Origin of the sequence: Clostridium ljungdahlii DSM 13528, from assembly GCF_000143685.1 — a bacterium.
In the GTDB taxonomy this organism is placed as follows: Bacteria; Bacillota; Clostridia; order Clostridiales; family Clostridiaceae; genus Clostridium_B; species Clostridium_B ljungdahlii.
In genome coordinates this window covers 2859382-2875120 of sequence record NC_014328.1, presented here as the reverse complement: position 1 = coordinate 2875120, position 15739 = coordinate 2859382, and the positions used below count along the sequence as shown (strand labels likewise).

Annotated in this window: 16 protein-coding genes; 11 read left to right on the top strand and 5 right to left on the bottom strand. The window is 31.8% G+C overall.

All coding sequences use genetic code 11. The annotated features are described in order from the left end of the window. The first annotated feature begins 2 nt into the window (after nucleotides 1-2). Both CLJU_RS12795 and CLJU_RS12790 read left to right on the top strand, forming a co-directional pair. Nucleotides 3-914 (top strand): glycyl-radical enzyme activating protein, encoded by a 912-nt coding sequence (locus CLJU_RS12795; protein ID WP_013239245.1) that lies wholly within the window; start codon nucleotides 3-5, stop codon nucleotides 912-914. Nucleotides 915-955: 41 nt separating this feature from the next. Next, nucleotides 956-1633 carry a fructose-6-phosphate aldolase gene (locus CLJU_RS12790; RefSeq protein ID WP_013239244.1) on the top strand — a complete coding sequence of 226 codons (678 nt, stop codon included), beginning with the start codon at nucleotides 956-958 and terminating at the stop codon, nucleotides 1631-1633. A 212-nt stretch (nucleotides 1634-1845) separates the two neighbouring features. Here CLJU_RS12790 and CLJU_RS12785 read toward each other — a convergent pair whose 3' ends face one another. The 4 genes from CLJU_RS12785 to CLJU_RS12770 all read right to left on the bottom strand — a co-directional run bounded on the left by CLJU_RS12785 (nucleotide 1846) and on the right by CLJU_RS12770 (nucleotide 4653). Next, nucleotides 1846-2400, bottom strand: a complete 555-nt coding sequence (locus CLJU_RS12785; RefSeq protein WP_013239243.1) for a rubrerythrin family protein — start codon at nucleotides 2398-2400, stop codon at nucleotides 1846-1848. A gap of 220 nt (nucleotides 2401-2620) precedes the next feature. Beyond that, nucleotides 2621-3298 (bottom strand): chloramphenicol acetyltransferase, encoded by a 678-nt coding sequence (locus tag CLJU_RS12780; protein WP_013239242.1) that lies wholly within the window; start codon nucleotides 3296-3298, stop codon nucleotides 2621-2623. A 268-nt stretch (nucleotides 3299-3566) separates the two neighbouring features. Beyond that, nucleotides 3567-4394 carry a pentapeptide repeat-containing protein gene (locus CLJU_RS12775; protein ID WP_013239241.1) on the bottom strand — a complete coding sequence of 276 codons (828 nt, stop codon included), beginning with the start codon at nucleotides 4392-4394 and terminating at the stop codon, nucleotides 3567-3569. A gap of 31 nt (nucleotides 4395-4425) precedes the next feature. Then, nucleotides 4426-4653: a DUF2164 domain-containing protein gene (locus CLJU_RS12770; RefSeq protein WP_013239240.1), complete on the bottom strand. Its 228-nt coding sequence runs from the start codon at nucleotides 4651-4653 to the stop codon at nucleotides 4426-4428. Between the two features lie 208 nt (nucleotides 4654-4861). On the opposite strand from CLJU_RS12770, the gene CLJU_RS12765 reads away from it, so the two are divergent. From CLJU_RS12765 to CLJU_RS12750, 4 genes are read left to right on the top strand one after another with little or no spacing between them, the layout of a single operon-like run. Continuing rightward, a complete protein-coding gene (locus tag CLJU_RS12765; RefSeq protein ID WP_013239239.1) occupies nucleotides 4862-5392 on the top strand; it encodes an RNA polymerase sigma factor SigX in 531 nt (176 codons plus the stop codon). Between the two features lie 3 nt (nucleotides 5393-5395). After that, nucleotides 5396-6502, top strand: a complete 1107-nt coding sequence (locus CLJU_RS12760; RefSeq protein WP_013239238.1) for an anti-sigma factor family protein — start codon at nucleotides 5396-5398, stop codon at nucleotides 6500-6502. A gap of 5 nt (nucleotides 6503-6507) precedes the next feature. After that, on the top strand, nucleotides 6508-7413 hold the full coding sequence (locus CLJU_RS12755) for an ABC transporter ATP-binding protein (protein WP_013239237.1): 906 nt from the start codon (nucleotides 6508-6510) through the stop codon (nucleotides 7411-7413). Beyond that, nucleotides 7413-8270 carry an ABC transporter permease gene (locus CLJU_RS12750; protein WP_013239236.1) on the top strand — a complete coding sequence of 286 codons (858 nt, stop codon included), beginning with the start codon at nucleotides 7413-7415 and terminating at the stop codon, nucleotides 8268-8270. The genes CLJU_RS12755 and CLJU_RS12750 overlap by 1 nt, the downstream gene beginning before the upstream one ends. A 95-nt stretch (nucleotides 8271-8365) precedes the next feature. Here the strand turns inward: CLJU_RS12750 and CLJU_RS12745 are convergent, their stop codons facing one another. Further along, nucleotides 8366-9961, bottom strand: a complete 1596-nt coding sequence (locus CLJU_RS12745; protein ID WP_013239235.1) for a helix-turn-helix domain-containing protein — start codon at nucleotides 9959-9961, stop codon at nucleotides 8366-8368. Nucleotides 9962-10347: 386 nt separating this feature from the next. Here CLJU_RS12745 and CLJU_RS12740 point away from each other — a divergent pair, with 386 nt between their 5' ends. Genes CLJU_RS12740 through CLJU_RS12720 form a run of 5 tightly spaced genes read left to right on the top strand, consistent with a single transcriptional unit; the run spans nucleotide 10348 to nucleotide 15550 of the window. Next, nucleotides 10348-11799 carry an MFS transporter gene (locus CLJU_RS12740; protein WP_013239234.1) on the top strand — a complete coding sequence of 484 codons (1452 nt, stop codon included), beginning with the start codon at nucleotides 10348-10350 and terminating at the stop codon, nucleotides 11797-11799. Nucleotides 11800-11818: 19 nt separating this feature from the next. Next, complete coding sequence (locus CLJU_RS12735; protein ID WP_013239233.1) at nucleotides 11819-12604, top strand: SDR family oxidoreductase; 786 nt, start codon at nucleotides 11819-11821, stop codon at nucleotides 12602-12604. Nucleotides 12605-12623: 19 nt separating this feature from the next. Beyond that, nucleotides 12624-13667, top strand: coding sequence for a zinc-dependent alcohol dehydrogenase (locus tag CLJU_RS12730; RefSeq protein ID WP_013239232.1), 1044 nt, complete (start codon nucleotides 12624-12626; stop codon nucleotides 13665-13667). A 38-nt stretch (nucleotides 13668-13705) separates the two neighbouring features. Continuing rightward, nucleotides 13706-14572 carry a transketolase gene (locus CLJU_RS12725; RefSeq protein WP_013239231.1) on the top strand — a complete coding sequence of 289 codons (867 nt, stop codon included), beginning with the start codon at nucleotides 13706-13708 and terminating at the stop codon, nucleotides 14570-14572. A 3-nt stretch (nucleotides 14573-14575) separates the two neighbouring features. Beyond that, on the top strand, nucleotides 14576-15550 hold the full coding sequence (locus tag CLJU_RS12720) for a transketolase family protein (RefSeq protein WP_013239230.1): 975 nt from the start codon (nucleotides 14576-14578) through the stop codon (nucleotides 15548-15550). The last annotated feature ends 189 nt before the right edge of the window (nucleotides 15551-15739 follow it).

Here is a 15739-nt window from a genome sequence, read left to right as displayed (position 1 = left end):
AAATGATTGGTAAAGTATTTGATGTTAGGAGATTTTCAACGCATGATGGAGATGGAATTAGAACCACAATCTTTTTAAAGGGATGTCCACTTCGATGTGTGTGGTGCCAGAATCCAGAGGGATTTTCCTTAGAGCCTAAGCTCATGTACTTAGAAAATCAGTGTATACACTGTGGAAACTGTACTAAAGTGTGCAAAAATAAATCCATTACATTAAAGAACAACAAGCTTTATATTGACAAAAGTGCCACAGATGAGTGGAAAGAGCCTATAGATGCATGTCCGGCAGGATGTTTGACTATGGACTGTAAGTTATATACTGTGGAGGAATTAGTAAAGCTTGTGTTAAAAGACAAAGCGTTTTTTAAATATGGTGGAGGAGTTACCTTATCAGGAGGAGAACCACTTTTTCAAAAAGACTTTGCAATATCCTTACTAAAGATGTTAAAAGAAAATGGAATTCATACAGCAATAGAAACTTCACTTTACGCAGCTAAAGATACAATTAAGGATGTTCTTTTTTATCTGGATTCTATTTATGCAGATTTAAAAGTATTTAATAGGGAAAAACATAAAGAGTTAACTGGAGTTTACAATGATGAAATAAAAGAAAATATAAAATTTATATTGGAATCGAATAAAAAAAATAAGGTAATTATTAGAACGCCGCTTATTCCCAAAATGACGGCAACTAAAGAAAATATCTATGCTATAGGTAAATTTATCATTGGTATTTATCCAGATGTAAAATATGAGTTATTGAATTATAATCCTCTTGCCAAGGCAAAGTATAATTTAGTGGAAGAAGAATATTGTTTTTACGATAATCCTAAAATGTATACTGAAGATGAAATGAACGAGTTTAGAGAAGTGGCAAGAAACGCAGGAGTAAAAAGCCTCATTATTGAAGCTTAAAATAAATTGCAATATGCAATGGAAGAAAGGAAATCAGATTTATGAAACTTATTGTAGATTTTGCAAATTTAGATCGAATTAAGGAAATGTATGCTTATTATCCAATAGATGGAGTAACTACTAATCCATCTATTCTAGCTAAAGAAGGAAAAAATCCCTATGAGGTATTAAAGGCAATTAGAAAGTTTATTGGAAAAGATGCAGAACTTCACGTACAAGTTGTTTCCAAAGATGCTGAATCAATGGTTAGAGAGGCACATAAAATTCAACAAGAATTGGGGCCTAGTACGTATGTAAAGGTTCCAGTATCAAGAGAAGGATTAAAGGCAATAAAGGCTCTTGCAGCAGAAGGTACTAATATTACAGCAACTGCTGTCTATACACAGATGCAGGCTTATTTGGCAGGAAAAGCTGGTGCTAGCTATGCAGCTCCATATGTAAATAGAATTGACAACATAGGTGCAGATGGTATAAAAGTTGCAAAAGATATTCATGATATATTTAAAAAGAATGATTTAAAGACAGAAGTTCTTGCAGCAAGTTTTAAAAATTCACAACAAGTTTTAGAATTAGCGAAATATGGTGTTGGCGCCGCAACAGTTGCTCCAGATGTAATTGAAGGATTAATTAAATTAGATGCAGTTGATTGTGCAATAAAGGCATTTACAAAAGATTTTGAAAAGCTGTGTGGTGAAGGAAAAACTATGCTAGATTGTTAATTTAAGATTGAGCCTGTATCAAAATTATTTTGATACAGGCTCAATGTATTTGTCCGATGGCTACCAGCCGTAATACCCCCATCTTCTTATAAAGTGGGGGATAACGGCCGTTACGCCCCTGGATAACGATTTCTAAGTTTCAGATGGAAAAAAAAACTCCACCTGAAACCAAGAATTCTGTTTATGAGAAAACGTTAAAAATATTGTTAATATTAAAATTCTTTGAAGATTTCTTTCTTTGCACCACAAACTGGACAATCACTGACATTATCACCCATGTATGTATATCCGCAAATTGGACAAACATATATCTTTTGATTTGGAATATCTTTTCCTGATTTAGCTGCTTCCTGTGCCCCCTTAAACATATTGGCATGTATTTTTTCAGCTTCTAGTGCAAAATGAAATGATCTTTCAGCATCTTTTTCATTTTGAAATCTTGCAGTTTCAAGATATACAGGATACATTTGATCTACTTCATGAAGTTCTCCATTTATTGCTCCCTGAAGGTTTTCTATAATATCAGTATTTCCAAATACAGCACCAGCTGCAACTGTATTGTCACCAACTTGATTTTTAAGTACATTGAAATGATTTTTAGCATGTGCCCATTCTGCATAGGCTATGCCTCTAAAAAGTCTGGCAATGTTAGGATATCCAGCTTTCTCAGCATGATCTCCCCAAATGAGATATCTCATATGAGCCATACTTTCTCCACCATATGCAGATCGTAAAAAATCAGCGGTCATTGCATTATTTAATGCCATTTTGTACACATCCTTTCATATCTGTAATATATATTATTATCTATAATATATATTAATATTCATATGGTAAATTAAATTGACTACATAACTTGCAATAGCGCATTAATCATAAAACTGATTTACTTTTTTCAATATTAAATTTATCCGATGACTAGCTGCTCTAATACTCCCACTTTTCCAAGTGGGAGTAAAGAGAAGCTACGTCCCTGGATAATGATTTCTAAGCATCAGGTGGAGTCAAAACTCCATCTGATACCAAGAAACTCTGTTTATCTATTGTTTCTTGGATGCTGTTAATTAATTTACTTACATGATATCCATCAGCCACTGCGTGTGATATTGTCACAGTAAATGGCATTAACCATTTTCCATTTTCTTCATGATATTTCCCATAGGTTATAATTGGCATTAAAGATGGAGTTGATTCGCTGCTGTATGTTGAATATCCTGTAAATGTGAGCCATGGGACACAAGATATGCAGTAGAAATTTTTAGGCTGGTTTGCCTTAATTTTTACACCTTTAATATGTGAGTATTTTTTCATATCACATTTATAATTATCATAAAATTTATAAAAGTCATCTGTATATTCTGACCAAATGTCCGAGAATGTATGATCATCTTTATGAAAAATTGTATAGTTAGGATGGACAATATCATATACAATTAATTGGCTGTTTTCCCCAAGACGCATACGAAATTCCGGCATAGAATTTATGTTATAACTAACACAATAGATAAATGAAGGATAAAATTTTAAATTATTTTTTCTTAATGATTCCTTAAATAAAGTAACATCAAGATTTGCGGTAATACTATAGGCACATTTAAGCCGTTCAGTATAATATTTAAAGTGTTCACGCCTTTCCCATTTTTCAAAATCAACTACATGAAACATAAACTAACCCCTCATTCCTTTAAGTACACTATTTTAAAAGTGCGTACTATATTATAATTTAATTATATCCTAATTATAACATTTTTTAAGGGAAGTCAGAAATGACTTCCCTAGGATGTTTATCCGATGACTAGCTGCTCTAATACTCCCTTATCCAAGTGGGAGTAAAGAGCAGCTACATCCCTGGATAACGATTTCTAAGCATCAGGTGGAGTCAAAACTCCATCTGATGCCAAGAACTCTGTTTATTTAATAATATTAGCTATAATTATTTTGACCAATAGCTTGGGCGGATTATCATTATAGGCAGTTTTGTATGGGAATTACCCTTAGCTGTATTGATTTGAGACTGAGTAAGAAAGATGCTTTTTGAGAGATTGGCTTCGCTGAGATCAGCATCTCGCAGGTCAGCTCCAATGAGATCAGCATAACTTAAATCAACTCCTCTAAGGTTTGCAGCAATAAGGCATGTTCCCCTTAAGTCTGCACCTCTAAGATTAGTTTTTCTCAGGTCTGTACCAAAATAATCTAATCTGTGAGATAAAGGTTTTTTTCTATGAGCTCTGGAACGTATAAGCTCGCTTGTATTTCTAAGTATTACATTAACCTTGTTTCTATGAGTTTCTACATCTAGTGATAATAGAGAATCAATGTCAAGCAGAGTAAGGCCTTCGGTATTTTCAATTAAGGAGTTTATGTTTTTTTTGATATTGTTATCTGTTTGTAGGGTGTGTGCTTCAGAAAGATACCATAGTATTTCGTGAAGCTGTCTCATAATTAAAAAGGCATCAAACATTTTCTTAGCGTATTCAGAGCCTTGATGCCAATCACGTCCGCTGCAGGTAATCTGGGCTAATTTTTGACCAGCACCAAAACAATCATAGGAAGTACAACCTTTAAGGCCTTTGTTCCTAAGATTTTTGTGAACAGAACAGGCAAAATCAGGTTGTAAATTTATACAGGATTTACCTGCATCTTTGTTAGTTGGAAAACCTTCGGACGCTGAGAAGTATAATGCAACGCAGCATAATCCAAAACATTTTTTACAATCAACTCTCAATTCTTTATTACGTTTATCTTCATGTTTATATATCATATTTTTAACATTCTCCTAATTTGCATATGAGTTAATATATTTGAAGGGATAATAAATCTTCATTTCTATCAGTAATATATTTATAACAATCATAAACTCCCTGATTATAAAATTCTGGAGCTAATTCTTCTACTATAAAATCTAGTATCAAGCTTGAGGCCAAATCGCCTAATTCTTCATCTCTTTCGTTTAGAAAATAGTCCTTTATTGTAGAAATCATTTCTTGCTTTTTTTCTTTGTTTAATTTAATTTTGTTCATTATAGTATACCTCCATTTAAAATTGTTATTTTTCATGATTTTAAAATAGTTTATTAATTATATCATAATTCTTGTCATAATTTTTAATACTTATGTGTTAATATTATAGATACCAAATTTAACAAAAAAGGTATCAAGTATATTCTAGAATATATTAATCAAAAGCTTTTGAACAAGGTTACCTAGAAGGAGGAATACAGTCAAAAATATGGGTGTTATCAGTTATTTTAAAAAGAAAAAATATGAGCAAAATTTTAAAGCTGTATATGAGAAATATTATGACACCATCTTCAGAAGAATTTCCTACCTTACTGGGGACATGCATGCAGCTGAAGATTTGGCACAGGAAGTATTTATGAAGTTATATAATTCACCACCTGACCACAATAACATTGCTGCATGGTTAAATAAGGTTTCTACCAATACTTCCTACAATTATATAAGAAATAAAAAAATTCATGAGGGAAAAAATGAGATGATTTACAAAAAAGAAACAGATAACGTTATTTCAATTGAAGAAGTTGCAATTAATAATTGTGAGGTAGATTTAACTAAAAAAGTACTGAATGCACTTCCACCTAGAGATCGTATGTGTCTGGTTCTTAAATTTTCAGGATACAAATATAGTGAAATTGCAGAAATAATTGGAGTAGATAAAAACTCTGTAGGCACACTTATATCGAGAGCACAAAGAAAATTTAAAGAAAGCTATTTAAGCTTAGAAGAGAGAGGTGAATAAAAAGTGAAGTGTCTAAGTGAAGGAAGCATTCAAGCATATATTGATGGAGAACTTAGTAATACTGAAATAAAAGAAGTAGAAATGCACCTTTTTCAATGTGGAAAATGCAAAGAAGTTTATAAAGAATTGAAGTCTATAAATAGTTTTGCCGTGGAAAAACTTCAAGATTATGAGAGAGATTTTAAAATAAATCATGTAGAAATAGAAAATAGGGATATTGAAGTAAAAAATAAAAAGGGAGAGTTTAAAATTATGAAAAAATATAAAAAAATAGCAGCAGCAGCTTGCGCAGCCATTGTCATAACCACTTGTGTTTCTGTAGAGCCTATAAGAGCATCAGTTATTAATGCAGTTTCAATTTTTAGAGCAAAGGATATCAAAAGTGTAAATATTTCATTAGATGATATTACAAAACTTAAAAATGAACTTATAGACCATAAGGCAGATATTAATATTGATAAAATAGGCAAAGTTAAATATCAGGGCGGCGAACAAAAAAATGTTACTATAGATGAAGCAAAAAAAACACTGCCATTCACAATATCTATACCTCAAAATATGCAATCAAAAGAAGTAAAGAATATTTCAATAGATAAGCCTTCCAAAATGGATTTTACTTTAAATGTAGAAAATATAAATGGGCTTCTTAAATCTTTAGGAGGGAAAAAACTATTTCCTAAAGACTTAGATGGAAAGACTTTTTCTTTAAACATGGCTGGAGGGTTAAGCATTATGTATGAAGATTCAACAAATGGCGACCGTATAGCTGTTTCAGAAACCAAAGTACCGGAAATTGTGGCACCTGATGGTGCAGATGTGGATGAAATATTTAATGCACTTTCAGATCTTTCAGTACTGCCGCAAGATATGCAAAATCAGCTGAAATCCATGAAGGATTGGAAAAGTACTTTGTATATTCCAAATGTAGGAGGTAAATCTGAAGAAATGAATATAAATGGTATGAAAGCCATTGGATGCTTTGATACCAGTCAAAATGATAAGGAAAAGATACATTCTTCTATTTTAGTTCTTAAAGACAATGTTTTAATTAGCATTGATGGTAATGTAGATAAAAATAAATTACTGGAAACAGCAAAGTCTATGAGGTGATAAATTTGGTAATCGAAACAGAAAATCTTTCTAAAATATATGAGAATAACAAAGGATGCAGAAATATAAATATATCTGTAGCTAAAGGTGAAATTTATGGATTTCTAGGCCCTAATGGTGCAGGAAAAAGCACATTTATAAAAACCATTGTTGGGCTGCTGTTTCCCACTTCAGGAAATGCAAGTATATTAGGTAAGCCTATTGGGGATTTGGAGACCAGGAAAAGGATAGGATATTTGCCTGAACTTTTTAAATATCAAGAATGGATGACAGGATTAGACCTCCTGTCCTTCCACTCTTCATTATATAAACTTGATAAGAAGACTTCTTCTATAAAAATAGAAGAAGTCCTTGAAATTGTTAATTTAAAAGGTGCTGAAAAAAGTAAAATAGGTACTTATAGTAAAGGCATGCAGCAGAGAATAGGAATTGCAAGTGCTCTTCTTTGTGATCCTGAGCTTCTTTTTTTAGATGAACCTACTTCTGCATTAGATCCTATAGGTAGAAAAGAAGTTAGAGATATTATATTGAAGCTAAAAGATATGGATAAAACTGTATTTTTAAATAGTCACCTTTTAAGTGAAGTAGAAATGATTTGCGATAGTGTAGCTATTATAAGTAAAGGAAGTATTGTAAAACAAGGAAAAATCGATGATCTTTTAGAGGGAAACACTGTTTTGGACATTCATGTAGAAAATATGAATAATGAAATTTTAAATAAGCTTGAAAAAATTGATGAAGATATGACTTTCGATGGGAAAAACATTAAAATGCATGTTAAGGAAAACTATGAGATACATGAAGCTGCTTCGTTAATTATATCAGGTGGTGGAAAGTTGTATGGACTTACTCCTCACAGAAATAGTCTGGAAGAGATATTTATAAAACTTATTGAAGGAGGTGAAGAATAATGTTTATTATTGCACTTTCCACTTTTAAGGAAATTTATAGAAAGAAAATCTTTCATTTTATAGGCATATTGACCATAGTATACCTTATCCTTTTAACTATTATCTTTAAATTTACAAGTAATAATGTGACTGGTAATAATGGCATGATAGATATGATTGCTAATCTTTCTTCAACTATTTCTATAATTGGGTTTTATTTTTCCATTATACTTGTAGCATTTTTAACTATAATGCTGTCCATAGGAATGGTTTCTTCTGAAATAGAAAATGGAACTATTTTAACCATTTTAACAAAGCCAATTAAGAGAGAAGAATATATAATTGGGAAATACCTGGGTACAGCTATTCTTATTATTTTATACAGTACTTTTCTTTATATAGCAGTAATTATTATTTCCACTGTAAATAGAATATCTATGGTAGAAACTTTTGGGACAGCAGCACTTGCTAAGGGATTCTTGTTTTTTATTTTGCAGCCTTTGACTATATTATCAATATCTCTTTATGGAAGTACTAAATTCAAAACCTTAAATAATGGGATAGTAGTAGTGGCTTTATATGTACTTGGATTAATTGGTGGAGTGATGGAACAAGCAGGAGCATATATTGAAAATGATTCCCTTTCTACAATTGGAATAATTTCAAGTTTAATTTCTCCTTTTGAAGTAATTTATAGAAAAATGATTTCTACTATTTTTACTTCTTTAGGAACATTTAATCCTATGTCAGGTTTTGGTTTTGGTATACTAGGGAAGTCTACTACACCAAGTGTATGGATGATGGTCTATGTATGTGTATATTTAGTATTTTTCATATTTATGAGTATTAAAGGATTTGCTAAAAAGGATATTGGCTAAAATACATGGTAGTAATTTATTTACTGCAATGTATTTGTTTGTCTTACGTATATTTAATATTGAAATACCCTAGGTGAACAGTTATCCCTTTGTTTTTAGATATATTTGGCTTTCTCATTTTGCTTTTTATACTGCATAGGAGTTAGACCAGTAATTTTTTTGAATGTTTTTGAAAAGTGTTTTTCATCACAAAAGCCTACTTTTTCAGCAATATTGTAAATTAGTTCGTCACTTGAAGAAAGAAGTTCTTTGGCTTTTTCTACTCTATAGTTAATAATATATTTTATAATGCTTGTACCAATCTCCTTTTTAAATATCTGACTTAAATATGAGTTGCTAATATTTAAGCTAGATGCAATAAGATTTACAGTAATATTCTCCATATAGTGAATATGTATAAAGTTTAATACTTGAATAACTATAGAATTCTTTATCATATATTTGTTGGAAAGCTCAGACTTGAGTTGATTTACAGAATCTATAAATTCACTGCATTTATCCTCTATGGAGATGAAGAATACTTTTTTGGATAGGGAACTCTCCGGCAATATTTTTTTATATAGATTGCTATACCTGTCAGCTAATGCCGATGACAACGAAGTATGGCAATAATAATAAAGATTGTAGTCAAGACTTGGTTTTACAATATCTAAAAATAGTTTATATATTAACTTATTCAATTTAATATTAAAAATATCATAATTTATAAGTTCTTTTATTTGTTTTAGAGTGTTATCTACTAAAGTGTAGTCTATTTCTTTTTTTATTGAATTGATATATTTTTGAGTGAGTAATTTAGCGTCAGAACAGAAAAAATTATATGCTTTTAAACAATGGAAAGATTCATAAGCATCTCTTATATTTTCAATATCTTTGATATAGCTGCTCATATATCTGAATGCTGTCTTAGATTTTGTTACATTATTCAATTTGTTAGTAATTTCAAAAAGTTTATTTTGTTTGCTAGCAATACTTCTACAATTAAAATCATTGATAATTATGCACAAAATATCGGGATCAATATAAAAAACCTCACCTCCGCTGTACTCATCAAGAACGGTTTCACATTCTTTAATAAATTCTTCTCCAGTTAAGTAGTAAATATTTTTATTTAAATAGTGGTCTGAATATTCAATTTCCATAAGATTACAAATATATACGTAGTAACCGTAATCATTTAGATTTAAGTTTACTTTTTTTTTATAATATAAAAATTCACTTTTAATTACTCCCCGTAGAATATCTTTTAGATATTCGGTTTTTTCTAGTTTACTGATTCTGAAGTCCATTATCAAGTTTGAATCTTTTTCTTCACCAATATAGTTAAAATGACAAGTATATTTTTTACTTAAAGACTGAGTAAAAAAGGATTTTATTTTATTAATATAAGTAATGTCCTTGTGACTTGTAATAGAGTATATAATTTGATTTTCTGAAATGACATTAAAAATTAGGATCATTGGATATATATTTGACATCGCTAAATCGTAGAAAAAATTATGAATTTTATATACAGGGTGTTTAAGTTGAAGAATTATAACTTGAGCATTAAGTTCTATTGCTTTTTCAATACTATTTTTATAAGAGTTAGCAATATAAGAAATATAAAAATCACTTTTAGTTGTCCTGTAGAAGTTACATATCATATTAGCAATTTTATCTTCTGCATATAAGACAATTTTAGAAAACATTTACATAGTACCTCCAAGATACCTTAATTACTCGTATATAAATTTTAAACTATGATTTTATTGTATACATATATTAGCAATTTGTAAATATTATTTCCCCAATATATAAAAAGTTATATGTTTAAAAAATATATTTAAGAATAACAGATAATGAAATTAATATAGAAAGTACACGTTTTCATAAAAAAAACACACTTAAGTTAAGACTAAATAATATAAAATTAATAACTAAGAAGTGGTGAATAAAATGAAAAGGAGGAGCTAAGCTTTTGAACCATGCCATTTTATTTAGAAGGTACATTTTGCAATCGTTTACTATCATTGAACTTACTATGGATTTTAAAAATTGTAAGCTATTATAAATTTGAAAAGGAGTTGACGAAATAGTGGCAAAAACGATAAATTTGTATGAAAAAAGTGGTGATAACCCTGGTTTTTATAAACTTCCGACCAAAGAAGTAGTAGGATATTCACTTGTAGACGGTGGAATGAATTTAGTTTTTCAGTCAATTTTAATGTTTCTCACATTCTACTATACTGATGTTTATGGATTAACTGCTGTAGAAGTTTCTGTTATGTTTCTTATTTCTAGAGGATGGGATATTATATGGGACCCTACCATGGGTATTATTGCAGAAAGAATGAATCCAAAGCATGGTAAATATAAAAGTTATCTTATTTATGGAGCTATTCCCTTTGCCATTGCAGGTATTTTGACTTTTACAGTACCTAATTTGGGACATACGGGCAAATTGATATGGGCGTATGCCACGTACAATTTGATGCTCACATTATATACTTTCATAATTAATCCATATGTATCTTGTACAACCGTCATGACAGCAGATCCTATGGAAAGGACTAGGCTAAATTCCGTAAGAATGATGTTTGCTCAGTCTGGTGGTGTGGTAGTTGCACTGTTTATTCCTATTTTATCACAATTTTTCGGCAGAGGTAATGCAGCAAAAGGTTACCAGATGACTATTATTTTACTTTCTATTATTTGTGCGTCTATCTTGATTTATAGTTATACTACTTTGCATGAACGTATCAGAGTAAAATCTCATCTAGATCCAGTTACTTTTAAAGGATTTATTTATCAGATTACACATAATAAGCCAGGTGTCGTATTGTTTTTACTGTTTGTTGGTGTTTATGCATTCTCGTCTATACAATCAGCTTCAGGAATTTATTATATGACTTATAACGTAAATAGAAAAGATCTAGTTGCTTTATTTTCTATGTTGAATGTTTTACCTTCAGTTGTGGCAGTTCCTTTTGTGCCTTCGCTTTTTAGACATATCAAAAAGAAAAAAACTGTTGCACTTGGTTTGATTTTAGGTGCCATTGGATCAGCAGCTTTATATATCATTCCGGTCTCACAAATTGCAGCAATGATGATAGCTAAATCAGTAGCTACATTTGGCTATGGTATACTTATGGGCAGTTTGTGGTCAATCATTCCGGATGCAGTTGAGTATGCTGAGTACAATACTGGCAAAAGACATGCCGCAGTTGTGTACTCACTTATTACTCTTGGATTAAAGGTTTCATTAGCAGTAGGGGGAGTTATACCTACATTGATATTAGCTAACGTTGGATATATTCCTAATGTACCTCAAACTGCAAAATCTTTGAATGGAATTTTAATTATGACATCTATTTTGCCAGCTGTTGTCTGTGTAGTTACATTGATCATATTCATGGTATTCTATAATTTAACAGAAGAAAGAGTAGCTGATATAATGGCAGAACTAGATATAAGACATAAAAATGATAAAGAAAATTGTTTGGTTGAGTTAGTAGAGGAAATCCCTGACCAATCAACAAAATTATAAATATTAGGAAGGTGTTATTATGGAAAAAAAGCTTAGTGATTTTTCAATGAATGCATTTTCGCTTAAAGGTAAAGTAGCTGTGGTTACAGGTGCAAATCAAGGTCTTGGTATGGCTTATGCTGTTGCTTTTGCAAAAGCAGGTGCTGATCTTTTTATACCTCACTTTACTGATGATGTATCTGAAATTAAGAGCCTCATAGAGGAAACTGGTCAGAAGGTTAAGTTCTTGCAAGGAGATTTAACGAAAAAGGATTATATTGAGCAGGTTGTCAATACCTGCTTGAAAGAATATGGTAAAATTGACATTTTAGTAAATAATGCAGGTGGAAGTACGTTTGCGGAATTTTTAGAGTATCCAGATTCAGCATGGCAGAAGATTATTGATATTGATTTAAACTCTGTGTACTATCTCAGCCACAGGGTAGTTAAAGAAATGGTTAAACAAAATTCCGGTAAGATTATAAATATTGGTTCAGCATTATCCTTTACTGCGGATAAAAAATGTCCACCATATACAGCAAGTAAACATGCTATTCTTGGTTTAACAAAAGTATTTGCAAATGAGGTTGGCAAGTATAATATTCAAACCAATGCAATTTGCCCTGGCTTCCTGGCAACTGATGTTAACAAGGAGTTACGTGCTGATAAAAATTTTTACGATAAAATTACAAATAGAATTCCAAGTGGTCGATGGGGTGAACTTAATGATCTAATGGGAACTGCCGTATTTTTAGCAAGTAGTGCATCAGATTATATTAATGGATGGTATATAAGTATTGATGGTGGATTCCAGACAACATTATAAAATAAGGAGGTTTTAATTTATGAAGACTATTGCTTGTGTTAAGGTAGGAAGTTTAAAAGATCCTGATGTTAATAAAAGGGGACGTGTTCAGGTTATAGATATGCCTGAGCAGGAAATGGGAGATGAGGATGTTAAAATAAAGGTTGCTTACTGTTCAATATGTGGTTCTGATCCACATTTAGTAGAAGGAATTTTTGGTCTTGAACCTCCCTTTGGAATAGGACATGAGATTTCAGGTACTATTGTGGAAATCGGTAAAAAGGCTACTAAAAAGGGATTAAAAGTAGGGGACAGGGTTGCAGGAAACTTTTTAAGATTTTGTGGTACATGTTATTATTGCCGAAATGGTCAGGAGCAGTTTTGTGAATATCAGGATAATAAGCCTGGTATGTCCGAATATGTAGTGTGGCATGAATCTCAGGTTTTTAAAGTTCCGGATGATGTCAGTTTAGAAGAAGCATGCTTGTTAGAACCTGTGTCAATTGCAGTTAGAATTGTAGACAAAACAAATATGAAGATTGGTCAAAGAGTTGCCATTTCAGGAGGTGGACCTATAGGATTATTGTCACTTCAAGCAATGAAAATGTTTGGAGCTACATCATTGACACTTATAGAACCTATTAAGGAAAGACAGGAACTTGCCAAAGAATTTGGTGCTGATTATGTTATCAATCCTTTGGAGCAGGATGTATGTGTAGAATCCAATAAAATAACTAATGGATTGGGTTTTGACCTGGTAATAGAAGCTTCGGGATCACCTAATGCTGCACCGGCAGCTAGTGAAATAGCTGCAAAAGGGGGAACTGTTCTTTATATTGCAATGTTTCCAAAAAATTATGATATGCCACTGAATCTATATGACAAATTGTATAGTAAGGAATTGACTATTTCTAGTATAAATGTAGCTCCATATGCATATCCACGTGCTGCTCAAATTATGCCTAGAATGAATTTGAAACCTTTTATACAGAAAATTTTCACTATTGATCAGGCAGAAGAAGCTTTTGCTGCTCAAATTAGTGGAAAATATCCCAAAATACTTATTAAATGTAATGATTTTTAATAACATTTGTAAATAAATGAAAAAAGGAGATGCCTATTATGTATTGTAATGTCGATATGGAACAAGTTAAACAATTAGAAGATAAGGCAGTAGAGATTCGAAAAAAGTTATGCTCATTTATCTATGAAATAGGTATGGGTCATCTTGGAGGAGAATTATCCATTGTTGATATGGCTGTTGCTCTCTATTACAAGTACATGAACTACGATCCTAAAAATCCTAAATGGGAAAAAAGAGATAGATTGATTTTAAGTAAAGGCCATTGTGGTGAGACATTGTATACTATATTTTCAGATTTAGGAATGTATACAATGGAATATATGATAGAACATTTTGAAACCTTAGATACTGCTAAATTTGGTATGCACCCTAATAGAAAGTATGTTCCTGCCATTGAAGCATCAACAGGTTCTCTGGGTCATGGATTATCCATAGCTACAGGTTTAGCATTAGGTGCTAGAATGTCAAAGGCCTACTGGAGAACTTTCTGCATCATAGGAGATGGCGAAATTGAAGAAGGTTCAAATTGGGAAGCCTTCATGGCAGCAGGTCATTATAAACTTGGTAATCTTGTAGCAATTGTTGATAAAAATCGTCTACAGATGACAGGTTTCACAAGAGATGTAATGAATATTGATCCTTTAGGAGATAAAATAAGAGCTTTTGGGTGGGATGTTATAGAGATTCAAGGTAATGACATGTATGAAGTTTGTAGTGCCCTGAAGTCTCTTCCACCAGCAGATCCAGAAACTAGAAGAAAGCCAATATGTATTATTTCAAATACTACTAAAGGTTGTGGCGTTTCATTTATGGAAAATAATGCAGTATGGCACGGCGGAGGAATTGCCAAAGAGCAGTTGGACGAGGCACTAAAATCAATAGAAAATAATAGGAAGGTGAGATAAATTATGGCAGTTGAAACAACTTTCGATTTTGATCAGATGTTATCATCCGCAAGAGAAGCTTATGGGGTCGAATTGATGAAAATGGCAGATGAAGGATTAGAATTTGCATTTACTTATTCTGATAATGTTGCACCTTCCACATCTACAGGAAAGTTTATAAAAAAATATCCTGAACGTTGTTTTAATATTGGTATTGCAGAAGCCAATCAGGTTGGTATATCTGCAGGATTAGCTCTTTCTGGTAAAATTGTGTTTTCACAAGTATTTGGTCCATTTCTTCCTTTAAGGGCAGCAGACCAGATACACACAGATATTGCTTATAATGATGTGCCTGTAAGATTGATTGGAACTCACTCTGGAGTTACATCTGGTGGAGGTCCTACCCACAATGTTATTGCTGATTTGTCATTTTATAGAGCAATACCAAATTTAACAATCTGTGTTCCAGCAGATGCAGGTCAGTGTAGGAAAGTTGTAAGAGAGTCAATGACTTATAAAGGACCTATGATTATCCGTATTGCAAGAGGTGCTGAGCCAGATGTATATAAAGATAATAATTATGAATTTAAAATTGGTAAAGCTATTACTGTAAAGGAAGGTAATGATTTGACTTTAATTGGGACAGGTAACAGTGTGTATTGGTCTCTTATGGCAGCAAAGGAGCTTGCAGAAACAGGTGTAAATGCCAGAGTTATAGATATGCACACTATTAAACCTTTTGATGTTGATATAGTTTTAAAATCTGCAAGGGAAACAGGTTTTATTGTAACCGTTGAAGATCAGAGCATTAATGGTGGTCTTGGTGGTGCAGTAGCTGAGGTTATAGCAGAAGCGGGTATAAATTGCAAGTTTAAGAGAATTGGGTTACCTGATGAGTTCAGTGTTATTGGTCCTGATACTGAAATCTACAAATATTATGGCCTAGATTCACATAGTATTGCTGAAACAGTGAAAAAGATGCTTGCTGCTGGTAAGTAAAAAAGCGATATATATGAAGCGTAGTTCAAATTAAGGTTAGTGTAAAAGTTATACTATTAATTTGAACTATGCCTTTTAAGAAATAGTCTCCATTGAAATGTATACAGCATAGAGACTAAATTAGCGAAATTTAAAGGATTTGTATAAATGGGAAAGTGGACTAAATAGTTTTTTAAAAGTTTAATGTTA